General features: G+C 64.7%; 13 protein-coding genes. 7 read left to right on the top strand and 6 right to left on the bottom strand.

The genetic code is table 11. The features are described 5' to 3' along the window. Positions 1-208 precede the first annotated feature (208 nt). The 7 genes from rimP to ACK6C6_RS22045 all read left to right on the top strand — a co-directional run bounded on the left by rimP (position 209) and on the right by ACK6C6_RS22045 (position 9,437). Positions 209-697: a ribosome maturation factor RimP gene (gene rimP / locus ACK6C6_RS22075; protein ID WP_036217039.1), complete on the top strand. Its 489-nt coding sequence runs from the start codon at positions 209-211 to the stop codon at positions 695-697. After that, positions 694-2,259 (top strand): transcription termination factor NusA, encoded by a 1,566-nt coding sequence (nusA, locus tag ACK6C6_RS22070; RefSeq protein WP_036217042.1) that lies wholly within the window; start codon positions 694-696, stop codon positions 2,257-2,259. The genes rimP and nusA overlap by 4 nt, the downstream gene beginning before the upstream one ends. Before the next feature lie 46 nt (positions 2,260-2,305). After that, complete coding sequence (gene infB / locus ACK6C6_RS22065; RefSeq protein WP_409269305.1) at positions 2,306-5,161, top strand: translation initiation factor IF-2; 2,856 nt, start codon at positions 2,306-2,308, stop codon at positions 5,159-5,161. Between the two features lie 108 nt (positions 5,162-5,269). Then, complete coding sequence (gene rbfA / locus ACK6C6_RS22060; RefSeq protein ID WP_409269304.1) at positions 5,270-5,677, top strand: 30S ribosome-binding factor RbfA; 408 nt, start codon at positions 5,270-5,272, stop codon at positions 5,675-5,677. Further along, positions 5,674-6,591, top strand: a complete 918-nt coding sequence (truB, locus tag ACK6C6_RS22055) for a tRNA pseudouridine(55) synthase TruB (RefSeq protein ID WP_409269303.1) — start codon at positions 5,674-5,676, stop codon at positions 6,589-6,591. Before rbfA ends, truB begins: the two co-directional genes overlap by 4 nt. Positions 6,592-6,812: 221 nt before the next feature. Beyond that, positions 6,813-8,651: a translational GTPase TypA gene (gene typA / locus ACK6C6_RS22050; protein WP_409269301.1), complete on the top strand. Its 1,839-nt coding sequence runs from the start codon at positions 6,813-6,815 to the stop codon at positions 8,649-8,651. A 258-nt stretch (positions 8,652-8,909) separates the two neighbouring features. After that, positions 8,910-9,437, top strand: a complete 528-nt coding sequence (locus ACK6C6_RS22045; RefSeq protein WP_036217055.1) for a porin family protein — start codon at positions 8,910-8,912, stop codon at positions 9,435-9,437. A 78-nt stretch (positions 9,438-9,515) separates the two neighbouring features. Here ACK6C6_RS22045 and ACK6C6_RS22040 read toward each other — a convergent pair whose 3' ends face one another. From ACK6C6_RS22040 to flgH, 6 genes are all read right to left on the bottom strand, one after another. After that, entirely contained in the window at positions 9,516-10,529 is a 1,014-nt protein-coding gene (locus ACK6C6_RS22040) for a hypothetical protein (RefSeq protein WP_036217058.1), read from the bottom strand. A 14-nt stretch (positions 10,530-10,543) separates the two neighbouring features. Continuing rightward, entirely contained in the window at positions 10,544-11,455 is a 912-nt protein-coding gene (gene flgL, locus ACK6C6_RS22035; RefSeq protein WP_209588035.1) for a flagellar hook-associated protein FlgL, read from the bottom strand. A 10-nt stretch (positions 11,456-11,465) separates the two neighbouring features. Beyond that, positions 11,466-12,863 carry a flagellar hook-associated protein FlgK gene (flgK, locus tag ACK6C6_RS22030; protein ID WP_409269298.1) on the bottom strand — a complete coding sequence of 466 codons (1,398 nt, stop codon included), beginning with the start codon at positions 12,861-12,863 and terminating at the stop codon, positions 11,466-11,468. An 88-nt stretch (positions 12,864-12,951) separates the two neighbouring features. Then, on the bottom strand, positions 12,952-13,293 hold the full coding sequence (locus ACK6C6_RS22025) for a rod-binding protein (protein WP_409269297.1): 342 nt from the start codon (positions 13,291-13,293) through the stop codon (positions 12,952-12,954). After that, positions 13,293-14,384, bottom strand: coding sequence for a flagellar basal body P-ring protein FlgI (locus ACK6C6_RS22020; RefSeq protein ID WP_409269295.1), 1,092 nt, complete (start codon positions 14,382-14,384; stop codon positions 13,293-13,295). The genes ACK6C6_RS22025 and ACK6C6_RS22020 overlap by 1 nt, the downstream gene beginning before the upstream one ends. Positions 14,385-14,430: 46 nt before the next feature. Next, complete coding sequence (gene flgH, locus ACK6C6_RS22015; protein WP_409269294.1) at positions 14,431-15,096, bottom strand: flagellar basal body L-ring protein FlgH; 666 nt, start codon at positions 15,094-15,096, stop codon at positions 14,431-14,433. Position 15,097: the final 1 nt, after the last annotated feature.

The following is a 15,097-nucleotide window of genomic DNA, read 5'->3' as shown; positions in this document are numbered from 1 at the left end:
GTTGCTTTTTTCGCTAGCCCGCGGCCATTTTTGCCCCGGCGATTGCGAGAGAGGCGGGAAAGCTGTATAATTTGCAGCCTAATCAAAGTTCTTCCCAGTATTTTCTTGGTGCAAGTGCTTTCATCTGGTTGGGTAGTGAATACAAAAAGATGGGCAGATGCCCATTTTTTTTTTGGTAAATCGTTTGGTAAAGCCTCGGAGAAGCGCCGTGCAGCAGTTTGAACTCATCTCGAAAACAGTCAGTGGCCTCGGCTACGAACTCGTGGACGTCGAACGGGGCGAGCGCGGGATCCTGCGCGTGTATATCGATTTCCCCGCTGATGTCGTGGAAGAGAAGGGCCCGATCACGGTCGAGGACTGCGCCACGGTCAGCCACCAGTTGTCGCACGTGCTCACCGTCGAGAATGTGGATTACGAACGGCTTGAGATATCGTCGCCGGGCCTCGATCGCCCGGTGCGGACCCTGGCCGACTTTGCGCGCTTTGCCGGACACGAATGCACGGTGAAACTGCGCGTCGCCATGCCGGGCACCGCGAACCGGAAAACCTTCACCGGTATCCTGCGCGGCGTCGAGGGCGACAAGGTCGGTCTGGAATTTGAAAATAAAGATGGCGCAGCGTTGTTGGAATTTACGCTGGCCGAATTGGACAAGGCACGCTTGGTGCCACAGGTGGATTTTAGGAGTCGCAAAGCATGAGTCGCGAAATTTTATTGCTGGTGGATGCGCTTGCGCGCGAAAAGAACGTCGATAAGGAAGTGGTTTTCGGGGCGCTCGAGTTCGCGCTCGCGCAAGCCACGAAAAAACGCTATGAAGGCGAGGTCGACATTCGCGTGAGCATCGATCGCGACTCCGGCGAATTCGAGACCTTCCGCCGCTGGCACGTCGTTCCCGACGAAGCCGGCCTGCAGCTGCCCGACCAGGAAATCCTGCACTTCGAAGCCAAGGAACAGATCCCCGACATCGAAGTGGATGAATACATCGAAGACCCGATCGAATCGGTCGAGTTCGGCCGCCGCTTCGCCCAGGACACCAAGCAGGTCGTGCTGCAGCGCGTGCGCGATGCCGAGCGCGAGCAGATCCTGCAGGACTTCCTGGAGCGCGGCGATTCGCTCGTCACCGGCACCATCAAGCGCATGGAGCGCGGCGATGCCATCGTGGAATCGGGCAAAATCGAAGCGCGCCTGCCGCGCGACCAGATGATCCCGAAGGAAAACCTGCGCATCGGCGACCGCGTCCGCGCCTACATCCTGCGCGTGGACCGCAACATGCGCGGCCCGCAGGTGATCCTGTCGCGCACCGCGCCGGAATTCATCATGAAGCTGTTCGAGCTGGAAGTGCCGGAAATCGAACAGGGCCTGCTGCAGATCAAATCGGCTGCCCGTGACGCCGGCGTGCGCGCCAAGATCGCGGTGTTCACCGCCGACAAGCGCATCGACCCGATCGGCACCTGCGTCGGCATGCGCGGTTCGCGCGTGCAGGCCGTGACCGGCGAGCTGGGCGGCGAGCGCGTGGACATCGTGCTGTGGTCGGACGATCCGGCCCAGTTCGTGATCGGCGCCCTGGCCCCGGCCAATGTCTCCTCGATCATGGTCGACGAAGACAAGCACGCCATGGACGTGGTGGTTGACGAAGAGAACCTGGCGATCGCGATCGGCCGTTCGGGCCAGAACGTGCGCCTGGCGTCCGAGCTGACCGGCTGGAAGATCAACATCATGACGGCCGAGGAATCGGCCAACAAGGTGGCCCAGGAAACCGCCGCGATCCGCGCGCTGTTCATGGAAAAGCTGGACGTCGACCAGGAAGTGGCCGACATCCTGGTGGATGAAGGCTTCTCGAGCCTTGAAGAAATCGCGTACGTCCCTATTTCCGAAATGCTGGAAATCGAGTCGTTCGACGAAGATACCGTCAACGAACTGCGCACCCGCGCCCGTGACGCGCTGGTGACTGAAGCGATCGCTTCCGAAGAAGGCCTCGAAGGGATGGAAGAAGCCCTCGTGAACCTGGAAGGCATGGACCGCACCACCGCCGGCAAGCTCGGCCTGGCTGGGATCAAGACGGTCGAAGCATTCGCAGCACTTGCCTACGACGAATTCGGCGCCATCCTGGCGCTGCCGTCGGACCGTGCCCGCGACCTGATCAAGAATGAATTTAGTGATGTGACCGACGAAGAGATGAAGCTGGTCGACAGCAAATACGATGACCGCGCCAAGGCGCTGCAGGCGAAGGCCTGGAGCCTGGCAGAAACGGCCAAGGCGTAATTTGCAAATCTTTATCATCTCAGCGACACATAGAAAAGAGGACTGAATGGCGAGTAACAACGTAGCCCAATTTGCCACCGAACTGAAGATGCCCGCAGACCTGCTGCTGACACAGCTGCGCTCGGCCGGCGTCGAAAAAAGTTCGACGTCAGATCCCTTGTCGAAAGATGATAAGGACAAGCTGCTGAACCATCTCCGCCGTACCCACGGTGCGACCGAAACCGGCGAGAAGAAGAAGATCACGGTGACCCGCAAGGAGACCACCGAGATCAAGCAGGCTGACGCCAGTGGCAAGTCGCGTACCATCCAGGTCGAAGTGCGCAAGAAGCGTACCTTCGTGCAGCGCGACGACCTGGTCACCCCGAAAGCCGCCGAAGCCGCCGCCCCGGTGGTCGATGCAGCCGAGCAGGTGCGCCGCGACGAAGACGCGCGCCGCCAGGCCGAGCTGATCGCCCGCCAGGAAGCGGACCTGCGTGAAAAGCAGGAACGCCTGGCCAAGCTCGAAGCGGAAGAGGCCGCCCAGGCCAAGGCCGCCGAAGAGCAGGCCAAGCGTGACGCGGCCGAGAAGGCCAAGCGCGAAGCCGCCGAGGCTGCCGCAGCCGCGAAGGCCGCCGCGAGCGCTCCTGCGCCTGCGGCCCCGGTCTCCGCCGCCGCCGAAGAAGCTGCCCAGGCCGCTGCCGCCGAGGCCAAGAAGCGTGCCGAGGAAGCCGCCAAGGAAGCCGCCGAGCGTGCTGCCGCCACCGAGCGCGCACGCAAGGCCGTGGCCGACGAAGTGGCCCAGATCAAGCTCATGATGAGCCAGCCGCGCCGCGTCATCAAGGCGCCGGAACCTGCACCGAAGCCGGCTGCTCCCGCAGCACCGGCCGGCACCCTGCACAAGCCTGCCGCATCGGCCGACAAGAAGCCGGGCGACGCCAAGCCGGGCGACAAGAAGCCAGGCGACAAGAAGTCGATCAAGTCGGCCAATGTCTCCTCGACCTGGTCGGACGACGCCAAGAAGCGCGGCGCACCGAGCGGCGGCAAGGGCCGCGGCGGTCCTGGCGCGGGTACCGGCCGTGACGGCTGGCGCGCAGGCGGCCGCAGCGGTGGCCGTCGTTCGCACAGCGACGACCGCGAAAGCAACTTCCAGGCGCCGACCGAGGCGATCGTCAAGGACGTCCACGTGCCGGAAACCATCACCGTGGCCGAACTGGCCCACAAGATGTCGGTGAAGGCCTCGGAAGTCATCAAGCAGCTGATGAAGCTGGGCCAGATGTGCACCATCAACCAGGTGCTGGACCAGGAAACCGCGATGATCCTGGTGGAAGAGATGGGCCACAAGGCCTTCCCGGCCGCCGTGGACGATCCGGAAGCGCTGCTGGCCGACCAGGGCGAGCACGCCGAGTTCGAGGCCAAGCCGCGTGCGCCGGTCGTGACCGTCATGGGCCACGTCGACCACGGCAAGACCTCGCTGCTGGACTACATCCGCCGCGCCAAGGTTGCCGCGGGCGAAGCCGGCGGCATTACCCAGCACATCGGTGCATACCACGTGGACACCCCGCGCGGCATGGTCACCTTCCTGGATACCCCGGGTCACGAGGCGTTCACCGCCATGCGTGCCCGCGGTGCGAAAGCGACCGACATCGTCATCCTGGTGGTGGCGGCGGATGACGGCGTGATGCCGCAGACCAAGGAAGCGATTGCCCACGCCAAAGCTGCCGGCGTGCCGCTGGTGGTGGCGATCAACAAGATCGACAAGCCGGGCGCCAACGCCGACCGCGTCACCCAGGAACTGGTGGCCGAAGGCGTAGTGCCGGAAGAATACGGCGGCGAGTCGCCGTTCGTCCCGGTGTCGGCCAAGATCGGTACCGGTATCGACGACCTGCTGGAACAGGTGCTGCTGCAGGCCGAGGTGCTGGAACTGACCGCCCCGACCGAAGCTCCGGCGCGTGGCCTGGTGGTCGAGGCGCGCCTCGACAAGGGCCGCGGCCCGGTCGCAACGATCCTGGTGCAGTCGGGCACCCTGAAGCGCGGCGACGTCGTGCTGGCGGGTTCCTCGTTCGGCCGCGTCCGTGCGATGCTCGACGAGAACGGCAAGTCGGTGACCGAAGCCGGTCCGTCGATCCCGGTCGAGATCCAGGGCCTGACCGAAGTGCCGAGCGCCGGTGAAGAAGCGATGGTGATGGCCGACGAGCGCAAGGCGCGCGAAATCGCGCTGTTCCGTCAAGGCAAGTTCCGCGACGTCAAACTGGCGAAGCAGCAGGCCGCCAAGCTGGAGAACATGTTCGACCAGATGGCCGAAGGCGAAGTCAAGAACCTGCCGCTCATCGTCAAGACCGACGTGCAGGGTTCGCAGGAAGCGCTGGTCGGTTCGCTGCAGAAGCTGTCGACCTCGGAAGTGCGCGTGCAGATCGTCCATGCGGCGGTCGGCGGCATCACCGAGTCGGACGTCAACCTGGCGACCGCGTCGAAGGCAGTCATCATCGGCTTCAACGCCCGCGCAGATGCCCAGGCGCGCAAGCTGGCCGAAGCCAACGGCGTCGACATCCGTTACTACAGCATCATTTACGATGCGATCGACGAGATCAAGACGGCACTGTCGGGCATGCTGGCGCCGGAGAAGCGCGAGACCATCACCGGCCAGGTGGAAATCCGCCAGGTCATCCTGGTGTCGAAGGTCGGTGCGATCGCGGGCTGCCTGGTCACCGATGGCGTGGTCAAGCGTACCTCCTCGGTCCGCCTGCTGCGCAACAACATCGTCGTGTGGACCGGCGAGATCGATTCGCTCAAGCGCTTCAAGGACGACGCGAAGGAAGTCCGCGCCGGTCTCGAGTGCGGCCTGTCGTTGAAGAACATGAACGACATCCAGGTCGGCGACGTCCTGGAAGTGTTCGAAGTCACCGAAGTGGCACGTACGCTGTAATTTCGACATTGGGCGTACCATGAGGGCCAGGACGCTTCGCGGCGATGCCGCGAGGGGCCTGGCCCTTGTTTTTTGGCCCGACATTCACAAGAACAAGATAGCAACATCATGGCAAAACACAGCAAAAGCATCCCCCAGCGCGGCCTGCGCGTCGCCGACCAGATCCAGAAAGACCTGTCGGAACTGATCGCCTTCGAACTCAAGGACCCGCGCGTCGGCATGGTCACCATCAGCGAAGTCAGGCTGACCCCGGACTACGCCCACGCCAAGGTCTACTTCACCCTGCTGAAGGACAGCCCGGAAGAAGTGAAGCAGACCCTGGAAGGCCTGTCGAAAGCCGCCGGCTACCTGCGCAACCTGCTCGGCAAGCGCCTGCACATCCACACGCTGCCGCAGCTGCACTTCGTGCACGACACCTCGACCACCCGCGGCCTGGCCATGTCGGCCCTGATCGACCAGGCCAACGCGACCCGCGCCGCCGATTTCGGCCAGGACGAAGATTCGGACAGCGAGTGAGCCGCCCACCGAAAAAGCCGCGCGACCTCGTCGACGGCGTCCTCCTGCTCGACAAGCCGGTCGGCCTGTCCTCGAACAACGCCCTGATGAAGGCCAAGCGCGTCTTCAATGCCAAGAAGGCCGGCCATACCGGCACCCTGGACCCGTTCGCCACCGGCCTGCTGCCGCTGTGTTTCGGCGAAGCGACCAAGTTCTCGCAAGACCTGCTGGAAGCCGACAAGACCTATGAGGCGACGGTTCACCTGGGCATCATGACCACCACCGGCGATACCGAAGGGGAGCTCATCGAGCAGCGCGAGGTCGACGTGACGCGCGAGCAGGTCGAGGCCGCGCTGGCGCGCTTTCGCGGTCCCATCTTCCAGGTCCCGCCCATGTATTCCGCGCTCAAGCGCGACGGCAAGGCGCTGTACGAGTACGCGCGCGAAGGCATCACGCTCGAGCGCGAAGCGCGGCCGGTGACCATCCACGCCTTGTCCCTGGTCGAGTATACGGCGCCGCTCCTGAAGATCCTGGTTACCTGCAGCAAGGGCACCTATGTGCGCGTGCTGGGCGAGGACATCGGCGCCGCGCTCGGCTGCGGCGCACACCTGAACGCGCTGCGCCGGGTGCAGGTGGGGGCGCTCTCCACCGAGCGCATGATCTCGCTGGAAGACCTGCAGGCACACGCCGATCCGCTCTCGCTGCTGGCCCCGGTCGATGCGCTGCTGTCGAGCTTCCCGTCGGTCGAGCTCACGGCGGAGCTGGCGAAGCGCTTCCTGAACGGCCAGCGCCTGGCGCTGGGCAAGGAATCGGTCAGCGTTCCCAGCGAGCTGGGCCGGGTGCGGGTCTACCATGAGGACAAGCTGCTCGGTACCGCGCAGCTGCAGGAATATGCGATCCTGGCGCCCGAGCGCCTGATCGCGGCGCAGCAGTAAGCGCCCGCTTACCGTTGCTGGCGCGCTACGGCGCGCCGGCGGCGCCCAAGCGTCATCCTCCCGCAATGGATTGGCGCTAGTATCGACGCTAGTTTTCGTCGAAATTCCCGCTCGCTGCAGCGCAGCAAGCCACATAGCGTGCTATAGTAGCGGGCTACGGTAAACGGTAATGATCATCGCCGCCTCCGACCATCACGCAACATTCACTGTTGAAAACACACATGTCAGACACCAAACGCGCGATTCGTAATATCGCAATCATCGCCCACGTTGACCACGGCAAGACCACCCTGGTGGACCAGCTGCTGCGCCAATCAGGCACCTTCCGTGAAAACCAGGCGGTGGACACCCGCGTGATGGACTCCGGCGACATCGAAAAAGAACGCGGTATCACGATTCTCTCGAAGAACTGCGCGGTCGAGTACGAAGGCACCCACATCAACATCGTCGACACCCCGGGCCACGCCGACTTCGGCGGCGAGGTCGAGCGCGTGCTGTCGATGGTGGACTCGGTGCTGCTGCTGGTCGACGCCCAGGAAGGCCCGATGCCGCAGACCCGCTTCGTGACCCGCAAGGCGCTGGCCCTGGGCCTCAAGCCGATCGTCGTGGTCAACAAGGTCGACCGTCCGGGCGCACGTCCTGACTGGGCGATCAACCAGACCTTCGAACTGTTCGACAAGCTCGGCGCCACCGACGAGCAGCTGGACTTCCCGATCGTCTACGCCTCGGGCCTGAACGGCTACGCCGGCCTGGACGAGAGCGTGCGCAGCGGCGACATGAAGCCCCTGTTCGACGCCATCCTGAAATACGTGCCGGTGCGTGACGACAATCCGGACGGCCCGCTGCAGATGCAGATCACCTCGCTGGACTACTCCTCGTACGTCGGCAAGATCGGCATCGGCCGCGTCAACCGCGGCCGCATCAAGCCGGGCATGGACGTGCTGGTGCTGAACGGCCAGGACGACAAGAACCCGATCAAGGGCCGCATCAACCAGGTGCTGAACTTCAAGGGCCTGGAGCGCGTGCAGGTGGAAGAAGCCGTCGCCGGCGACATCGTCCTGATCAACGGTATCGAAGACATCGGCATCGGCGTGACCGTGACCGCCGTGGATACCCCGGAAGCGCTGCCGATGCTGACCGTCGACGAGCCGACCCTGACCATGAACTTCATGGTCAACACCTCGCCGCTGGCCGGCCGCGAAGGCAAGTTCGTCACCAGCCGCCAGCTGCGCGACCGCCTCGAGCGCGAACTGAAGTCGAACGTGGCCCTGCGCGTGCTGCCGACCGACGACGACACCATCTTCGAAGTCTCGGGCCGTGGCGAACTGCACCTGACCATTCTGCTGGAAAACATGCGTCGTGAAGGCTTCGAGCTGGCCGTGTCGCGTCCGCGCGTGGTCTTCAAGGAAATCGACGGCGTCAAGTGCGAACCGTACGAGAACCTGACCGTCGACGTGGAAGAAGTGAACCAGGGCGGCGTGATGGAAGAGCTGGGCCGCCGCCGTGGCGACCTGCAGAACATGGAATCGGATGGCAAGGGCCGTGTCCGCCTCGAGTACCTGATCCCGGCCCGTGGCCTGATCGGCTTCCAGGGCGAGTTCATGACCCTGACCCGCGGTACTGGCCTGATGAGCCACGTGTTCCACGAATACGCACCGGTCGACACTAGCAAGGGCGACCTCGCCGGCCGCCGTAACGGCGTGCTGATCTCGCAGGATGACGGCGCCGCCGTCGCCTACGCGATCTGGAAGCTGCAGGACCGCGGCCGCATGTTTGTCGAGCACAACACGCCGGTGTACGAAGGCATGATCATCGGCATCCACTCGCGCGACAATGACCTGGTGGTCAACCCGATCAAGGGCAAGCAGCTGACCAACGTGCGTTCGTCGGGTACCGACGAAGCCGTGCGCCTGGTGCCGCCGATCCAGATGTCGCTGGAATACGCCGTCGAGTTCATCGAGGACGACGAACTGGTCGAGATCACCCCGAAGTCGATCCGCCTGCGCAAGCGCTTCCTGAAGGAACACGAGCGCAAGAAGGCCAGCCGCGAAGGCGCGTAATCGGCCTCCAGGCTGCTCCAGGAAAACCCGCTGCTTGCAGCGGGTTTTTTTTTATTTCGAACATCCGTTCGCTTCCGGTTACATGCTTGTATCGTCCGTCATCTGGCGCACATAAGTGCGGATCTGGTCTCAATTTTGCATCTTGTTACAGTTCTTACCAGGTTTGCACTGGGCTCAGCCGGCTGGGTTTGCTATTGTGTCTACAACGCGATTCATTGTGAATTGCGAGCCAGATGAAGATTATTGAAGGGAGTTCGCATGAAAAAGCTGATGATTGCACTGATCGCCACCGCCGCCGTCGCCGGTACCGCCCAGGCCCAGACCAATGCCGGGCGCGGCTATGTCGGCGCTAGCGCCGTGACTGCCAAGAACAGCACCGTTGACGCCCACAAGGCCGACGGCAAGCTGTTCGCCGGCTACCAGTTCGACGAGCGCATGGGTGTCGAGGCCGGTTGGACCAACCACCACAAGACCGACTTCGCCAATGGCGGCGTGCGCGGCAACACCGAAGGCTACGGCACCTATGTCGCCGCCAAGTACACCATGCCGGTGAACGAGCAGGTGTCGGCCTACGGCAAGCTGGGCATCTCGCACAGCGAGCGCAAGCTGAACACCAACGTGGGCAACTTCAAGCAGGATGACACCAGCGGCTACGCCGGCGTCGGCGTGGAGTACAAGCTGAACCAGAACACGGCACTGGTGGCGGAATATGAGCGTTACGGCAAGTCCAAGGACTTCGGCGCCCGCGCCAACGTCTGGAGCGCCGGCCTGAAGTACGGCTTCTAAACGCTTTTAACAGCACGCAAGCAGTAAAAAAGCCCTCCGGCGCCTGGCGTCGGAGGGCTTTTTCATGATCGGGACCGATCAGCGCAGTCCGAGCAGCGCCTGCACCCGTTCGCGGCTCACGCCGACCAGGGCCGAGGTGATCGCCAGCAGCGACTGGTAATCGTGGCTGGCCGCGGTGGCGGCGAAGTCACCGCTGATGGCCGCCAGCTCCGCTTCCGGAATGGCTGCTTGTTCGACACGCGCCATGGCCGCGCTCAGTGCGGCGCTGGCGGCTTCCTGCGAACGGCGCACCCGCGCCAGGGCCTGGACCACTTCGCGCAGGCTCTGGCGCAGCGCGTCCGGGTTGCCGACATTCCACTGTTCCGGCGCGAGGCCGGCCGGGTCTTCGGCCACGTCGACACGGCCGCGGCCCGAGATCGCGATCGCATCCTTCATGCCGACCCACTCGGATTCCGGTGCGCTGAACACCAGCTGCTGTTGCCTGTCCAGCGAGACGCGGACTTTCACCGGCGACAGGGTGCGGTCGAGGCGGGCGGCGATCTCTTCCGGCGTCATGCCGGGCTCGATGGTGGCAGTCAGCTGCGGGCCGCCAGCGCTGCCCACCGAGAAGGCATAGGTTTGCTGGCCGGCCGACTGCAGCGAGGCGAGGTCGAAGCCGCGGATCCGGAAGCGCGTCATGGCGGGCTGGCCGTCGCTGAAATCCAGCTGGGCGTCGACGCCGCCGCCGGACTGCTTGCGGCGCGACTCCAGCGCCGTGGCGAGCTGCTGGGAGCGGGCTTCGATCTGGCGCGCCGGGTCGCCGCGGCCGGAGATCTTGGCGCTCAGGTCGGCCTTCAGGGCCTCGAGCTGGGAGGCGACGCGCGCCAGGTAGTCCAGTGCCTGCTGGGCCCGGGCAACGTCGCCCTGCGTGCGCGTATCCCACCTGAGGCCGCGCTGGAGCGGGGCAGCGGCAGGGGGCGGGGTAACGACACGGCTGTCCGGGTCGGCAGGCTTGATCGCATTGGCGCGCGCCGCCGCGGCGGTCGAGGCCGCGGCAACGGAATTGTTGATCGGCGAGTTGGCCGGGTTGGCCGGACGGAGGGCAGCTTCCATGCTGGATTATCGTATTACAACATCGAGAAGAGGGACAGGGTGCCGATGCGGCTGTAGGCCTTGTAGGTGGCCTGCAGGGCAGTCGAATAGGCGTTGAGCGAGGTGGCCGCTTCGCCGACGTCGAGCGTGCCGATGTCGGTGATCGCCATCTTGTTCGACAGGCTGATGTTGGCGTGGTTGGCGTCCAGCGTCTTCATGATGTTCTGCGCACCGCCCAGGGTGGCCACCTTGCTGCTCAGCAGGTTGAGGGCGCCGTCGAAGCCGTCCAGGGTGCTGCTCAGGGTCGCACGCAGCGTCGGGTCGTTGGCCGAGGCGGTCGGCGCTTTCAGGCCGACGATTGCCTGGTCGAGGCGGTTCAGCAGCTGTTCGATGCCCTCCAGGTTCTGGTTGGCCGGCTGGGTGATGCCGTTGCCGACCACGACCTGTTGCGAATTCGTGTTGCCGACGTAAGTGTAGCGCGAACCGAGCGGCGCTGCCGGATCGTAGGCGATCGGCGCGGTCCTGGTCAGGGTGCCCGAAAAATTGTAGTTGCCTTCCTGGTCGATCGAGTTGGCGCCATAGAACAGGCTTTCGCGCAGCGATTCGAGCGGGGACACCATGGCGTTCAGGTCTTGCGGCGCATTGCTGCCGTCGGAAGCCCAGACCAGCAGGTCGCGTCCCGGGATCAGCTCGTCCGCCATGTTCTGCAGGATGCCCTCGGTCTTGGTCATGCGAATCTTGATCGAGGCAATGTTGTCGCGGTACTGCTGCACCGTCGCTTCTTCGCGCGCCAGGCGTGCCAGGCGTACGCTGTCGACCGGGTCGTCCGACGGCACCATGATGCGCTTGTTGGATGCCAGCTGCTGCGTCAGGTGGGTGATGCGCTCCTGGTTGTTCTGGAGCGACTGGTTCATCGTCGATTGGTACTGGGAGGTAGCGATACGCATGGTGGTTCCTTTAGCCCATCATCGCCAGCGTGGCGTCGAAGAGCTGGTTGGCGATGGCAATGACTTTCATGTTCGCCTGGTACATGTTCTGGTATTCGACGAGGTTGACCGCTTCCTCGTCCTGGTTCACGCCGCTGGTCGACTGCCAGTCGTCCACCGACTGGGTGCGCACGGTCTGGGTGGTCTTCAGCGCAGCCTTGTTGAGCTGGCTGTCGACGCCGAGCTTGCCGACCAGCTGGGCGTCGGCATCGCTCAGCAGCACGGTGCCGATGCTGGTCACCGAGATCGACTGGCTCTTGATGGCGACCAGTTTCTGCAGGTTGCCGGTGTCGCCCGGATTGCCGTCGGCGGAGAAGGCGAGGTCGGCCGCCTCGAGGGTGCCGGCGACCTTCAGCATGTCGGCGCCGCCGCCCGGGGTGAACACGAACAGGGCTTCGCCCGGCGAGGCCGTCACTGGCGGGCCGGCGACGCCGTCGGCCTTGTAGCCGAGCACGAGCTGGGCATTGACTTTGCTGGCGATCTGGCTCGCCATGTCGCCGATGCCGGTTTGCAGCGGCACCAGCTTTTCGGTTTCGTATTTTGCCAGGCCGCCCAGCTGGCCGCCGAGCTTGCCGGCGTCGAGCACATAGGTGGTGCCGGCAAAGCTCAGCGAGAACTCCTGTGGCGAGGTGGCGGTCGGCGCCGCCTTCAGGCTGCCGTGCATGCTGCCCAGCACCAGGGCCTGGCCGGTTTTCAGCGAGATGTCGCGGGTGCCGTCGCCGTTGTCCGAGACTTCCAGCGCCATCTTGCTGGCCAGCTCGTCGATGGCCTGGTCACGCGCGTCGATCAGGCTCGACGAGCTCAGGCCGCCGGCCTGCGCTTCGCTGATCTGCTGGTTCAGGCGCGCGATGGTGGCGATCTGGGCGTTGGCCGAATCGACGATCGCGCTGCGCTGGTTGCGCACCGACTGCAGCTGGGCGTTGAAGACGTTGTTCAGGCCATTGAAACGTTCCGCCATCAGGGCGGCCGAGGTCAGCACCTGCTGGCGCAGCGGGGTCGAACCGGGGTCGCCGGCCACTGCGTTGAGCGCGCCGAAGAACTGGTCGATGCCGGCCGACAGGCTGGCGGTCTCGTCGCCCATCACGTTTTCGAGCTGGCTCAGGTAGGGCTGGGTCTGCGAATAGGCGCCGAGGTCGGCGGCGGCGCGCCACATGGCCTGGCTCTTGTAGTTGTCCGAGAAGCGCAGCAGGGAAGACACCTGCACGCCATTGCCCGGCGAGCGCGGGTTGGCGTCCGGGCCGACTGCGCCGAGCAGGGCGGCCTGGCGGGTATAGCCCTTGGTCTGCAGGTTGGCGATATTGTGGCTGCTGGTGGTCAGCGCGACCTGGGCGGCAAGCGCGCCGGACAGGGCATTGTTGATGATGGCCATGGTGCGGATTCTTCCTCGAGCGGGGTACACCTGATCAAGGCGACCGTTTATTGCATCTTATTAAGTCCTGCGCGTAAAGCTTTGCGCATCAGGCCTTGTTGCCGGGTTTGGCGCCGGGGACGAGCTGGCGCAGGATGGCGTCGGCGATGCCGAAGGCGCGGTTGCCGGCCATGTTCCCGGCCAGCAGGTCGTCGGCCATGTCCTGCATGTCCTGGTTGACGCGGTTGTTGAACACGCTGTCCTCGGCGGCCATGGCGCGGGTCGAGGAACGCATTTCCTTCAGCATGTGCGAAATGAAGAAGCGCTCGAACTCGACGGCGGCCTTGGTGGCTTTCGCGACATAGACGGGGTCGGGCTGGTCGGCGGCGGCGACGACCGGGGCCTCGGCGCCGGCCTGCAGCGGGATCGGCTGGTGTTGGTCGATCTTCATCAGATCACCACCAGTTCGCCTTCGATCGCGCCGGCCTGGTCGAGGGCCTGCAGGATCGCCATGATGTCGTCGGGCGACGCGCCCAGGCTGTTGACCACGTCGATGATGGTCTGCAGCCTGGCACCGGCCGGCCAGCGGAACATCTGGCCCGAGCCCTGGTCCACCGACAGCTTCGATTCCGGCGTCACCGCGGTCTGGCCGCGCGAGAACGGACCCGGCTGCGAGACGCGCGAGCTTTCCGAAATGATCACCTTGAGCGAACCGTGGGTGACGGCGGCCGCTTTTACCCGCAGGCCGTCGGCGATGACCACGGTGCCGGTGCGCGAGTTGAACACCACCTTCGGGATCTCGACGCCGGCTTCCACCGGCAGGTTGTTCAGCCTGGCCATGAAGGCCACGCGCTCGGTCGGATTGGTGGGCGCGACCACTTCGACGCTGGTGCCGTCGGCGGTGGTGGCGATCGGGCCGTACTTGGCGTTGATCGCATTGACCACGTTGGTGGCGGTCTCGAAGTGCGGCTGGCGCAGGCGCAGCATCACTTGCGGGCGGGTGGCGAAATCGGTGGCGATCTCGCGCTCGATCATGGCGCCGTTCGGGATGCGGCCGGTGGTCGGGGTATTCACCGTCACCGAGGAACCGCTTTTTCCGGTGGCATTCAGGCCGCCGACCACCAGGTTGCCCTGGGCCAGCGCATACACTTCGTTGTCTGCCGCGCGCAGCTGGGTGAGCAGCAGGGTGCCGCCGCGCAGGCTCTTGGCGTCGCCCAGCGAGGACACCGTGACGTCGATCGCCTGGCCGCGGCGGTAGCCGGGCGGGAACACGGCCGACACCATGACGGCGGCGACGTTCTTGTTGCGCGCGTCTTCGCCTTCCGGCAGGCGCACGCCGAACTGCTTGAGCATGTTGACCACCGACTGGCTGGCGTACTTGACCTGGGTCGAGTCGCCGCTGCCGTTCAGGCCGACCACCAGGCCGTAGCCGACCAACGGGTTCTCACGCACGCCTTCGACGCTGACCAGGTTGCGCAGCGCCTGCGCCGCGTTGGCGGCGCCGGGCAGGGCGGCTGCGCCGAGTACGGCGGCGCACAACATGATTCGAAAACCACGAGAAAGGCTAAAATTTTGAATCATGTCGTCCTCAGAACGGCATCAAGGGGCTGTTGAAGAAACGGGTCAGCCAGCCCGGCTGGTTGGCATCGGCCAGCGCGCCCTTGCCGGAATAGGCGATGCGGGCGTTGGCCACGCGCAGCGAGGACACCTGGTTGTCGTTGTCGATGTCCTGGGCGCGGATGAAGCCTTTCAGGCGCACGAACTCCTCGCCCTGGTTCAGGGTCAGGTTCTTTTCGCCGGCGACGCGCAAGAGTCCGTTCGGCAGCACTTCCTGCACGATCACGGTCAGCGCGCCGGACAGGGCGTTCTGCTGGGTGCTGGTGGCGTTGCCTTGGAATTCACGCTCGGCCGACAGGTCGATCGCGGTCTTGCTGAAGGTCTTGCCCAGCGCCGCGATCGGCGACACGCCGGCCGAGGATTCCTTCGAGAAGCTGGTGCCGGCGCGCTTGCTGGCCTGGGTGGTTTCCTGGAGGATGACGGTGACCGCGTCGCCCACGCGGTAGGCGCGGCTGTCCGAGGTCAGCGACACGGCTTCACCCGTGAACACGCCGCCGGAGACGCCGCGCGCGCTTGTTCTTGCCATCGGCACGAAATCGTCGTCGTCGTTCATGGCCTGGCGCGGCGGCGCGGAGGCGCAGCCGGTCAGCAGACTTGTCAACAGCGTGGCGCACAGCGCCGCGGTAAGGAGTTTCATT

The sequence above is a fragment of the Massilia sp. BHUDP2 genome (assembly GCF_046236355.1).
GTDB lineage: Bacteria > Pseudomonadota > Gammaproteobacteria > Burkholderiales > Burkholderiaceae_D > Telluria > Telluria varians.
Note: the sequence above shows the minus strand (reverse complement) of the source record. Positions and strands in the feature narration are given on the sequence as shown.

What these genes read in the sequence shown, in the direction of transcription:
- ACK6C6_RS22020 (WP_409269295.1), bottom strand. Translation starts at nt 14,384, where the DNA reads ATGTTGTGCGCCGCCGTACTCGGCGCAGCCGCCCTGCCCGGCGCCGCC.
- rbfA (WP_409269304.1), top strand. Translation starts at nt 5,270, where the DNA reads ATGGCAAAACACAGCAAAAGCATCCCCCAGCGCGGCCTGCGCGTCGCC.
- ACK6C6_RS22040 (WP_036217058.1), bottom strand. Translation starts at nt 10,529, where the DNA reads ATGGAAGCTGCCCTCCGTCCGGCCAACCCGGCCAACTCGCCGATCAAC.
- flgH (WP_409269294.1), bottom strand. Translation starts at nt 15,096, where the DNA reads ATGAAACTCCTTACCGCGGCGCTGTGCGCCACGCTGTTGACAAGTCTG.
- flgL (WP_209588035.1), bottom strand. Translation starts at nt 11,455, where the DNA reads ATGCGTATCGCTACCTCCCAGTACCAATCGACGATGAACCAGTCGCTC.
- infB (WP_409269305.1), top strand. Translation starts at nt 2,306, where the DNA reads ATGGCGAGTAACAACGTAGCCCAATTTGCCACCGAACTGAAGATGCCC.
- typA (WP_409269301.1), top strand. Translation starts at nt 6,813, where the DNA reads ATGTCAGACACCAAACGCGCGATTCGTAATATCGCAATCATCGCCCAC.
- ACK6C6_RS22045 (WP_036217055.1), top strand. Translation starts at nt 8,910, where the DNA reads ATGAAAAAGCTGATGATTGCACTGATCGCCACCGCCGCCGTCGCCGGT.
- nusA (WP_036217042.1), top strand. Translation starts at nt 694, where the DNA reads ATGAGTCGCGAAATTTTATTGCTGGTGGATGCGCTTGCGCGCGAAAAG.
- flgK (WP_409269298.1), bottom strand. Translation starts at nt 12,863, where the DNA reads ATGGCCATCATCAACAATGCCCTGTCCGGCGCGCTTGCCGCCCAGGTC.
- ACK6C6_RS22025 (WP_409269297.1), bottom strand. Translation starts at nt 13,293, where the DNA reads ATGAAGATCGACCAACACCAGCCGATCCCGCTGCAGGCCGGCGCCGAG.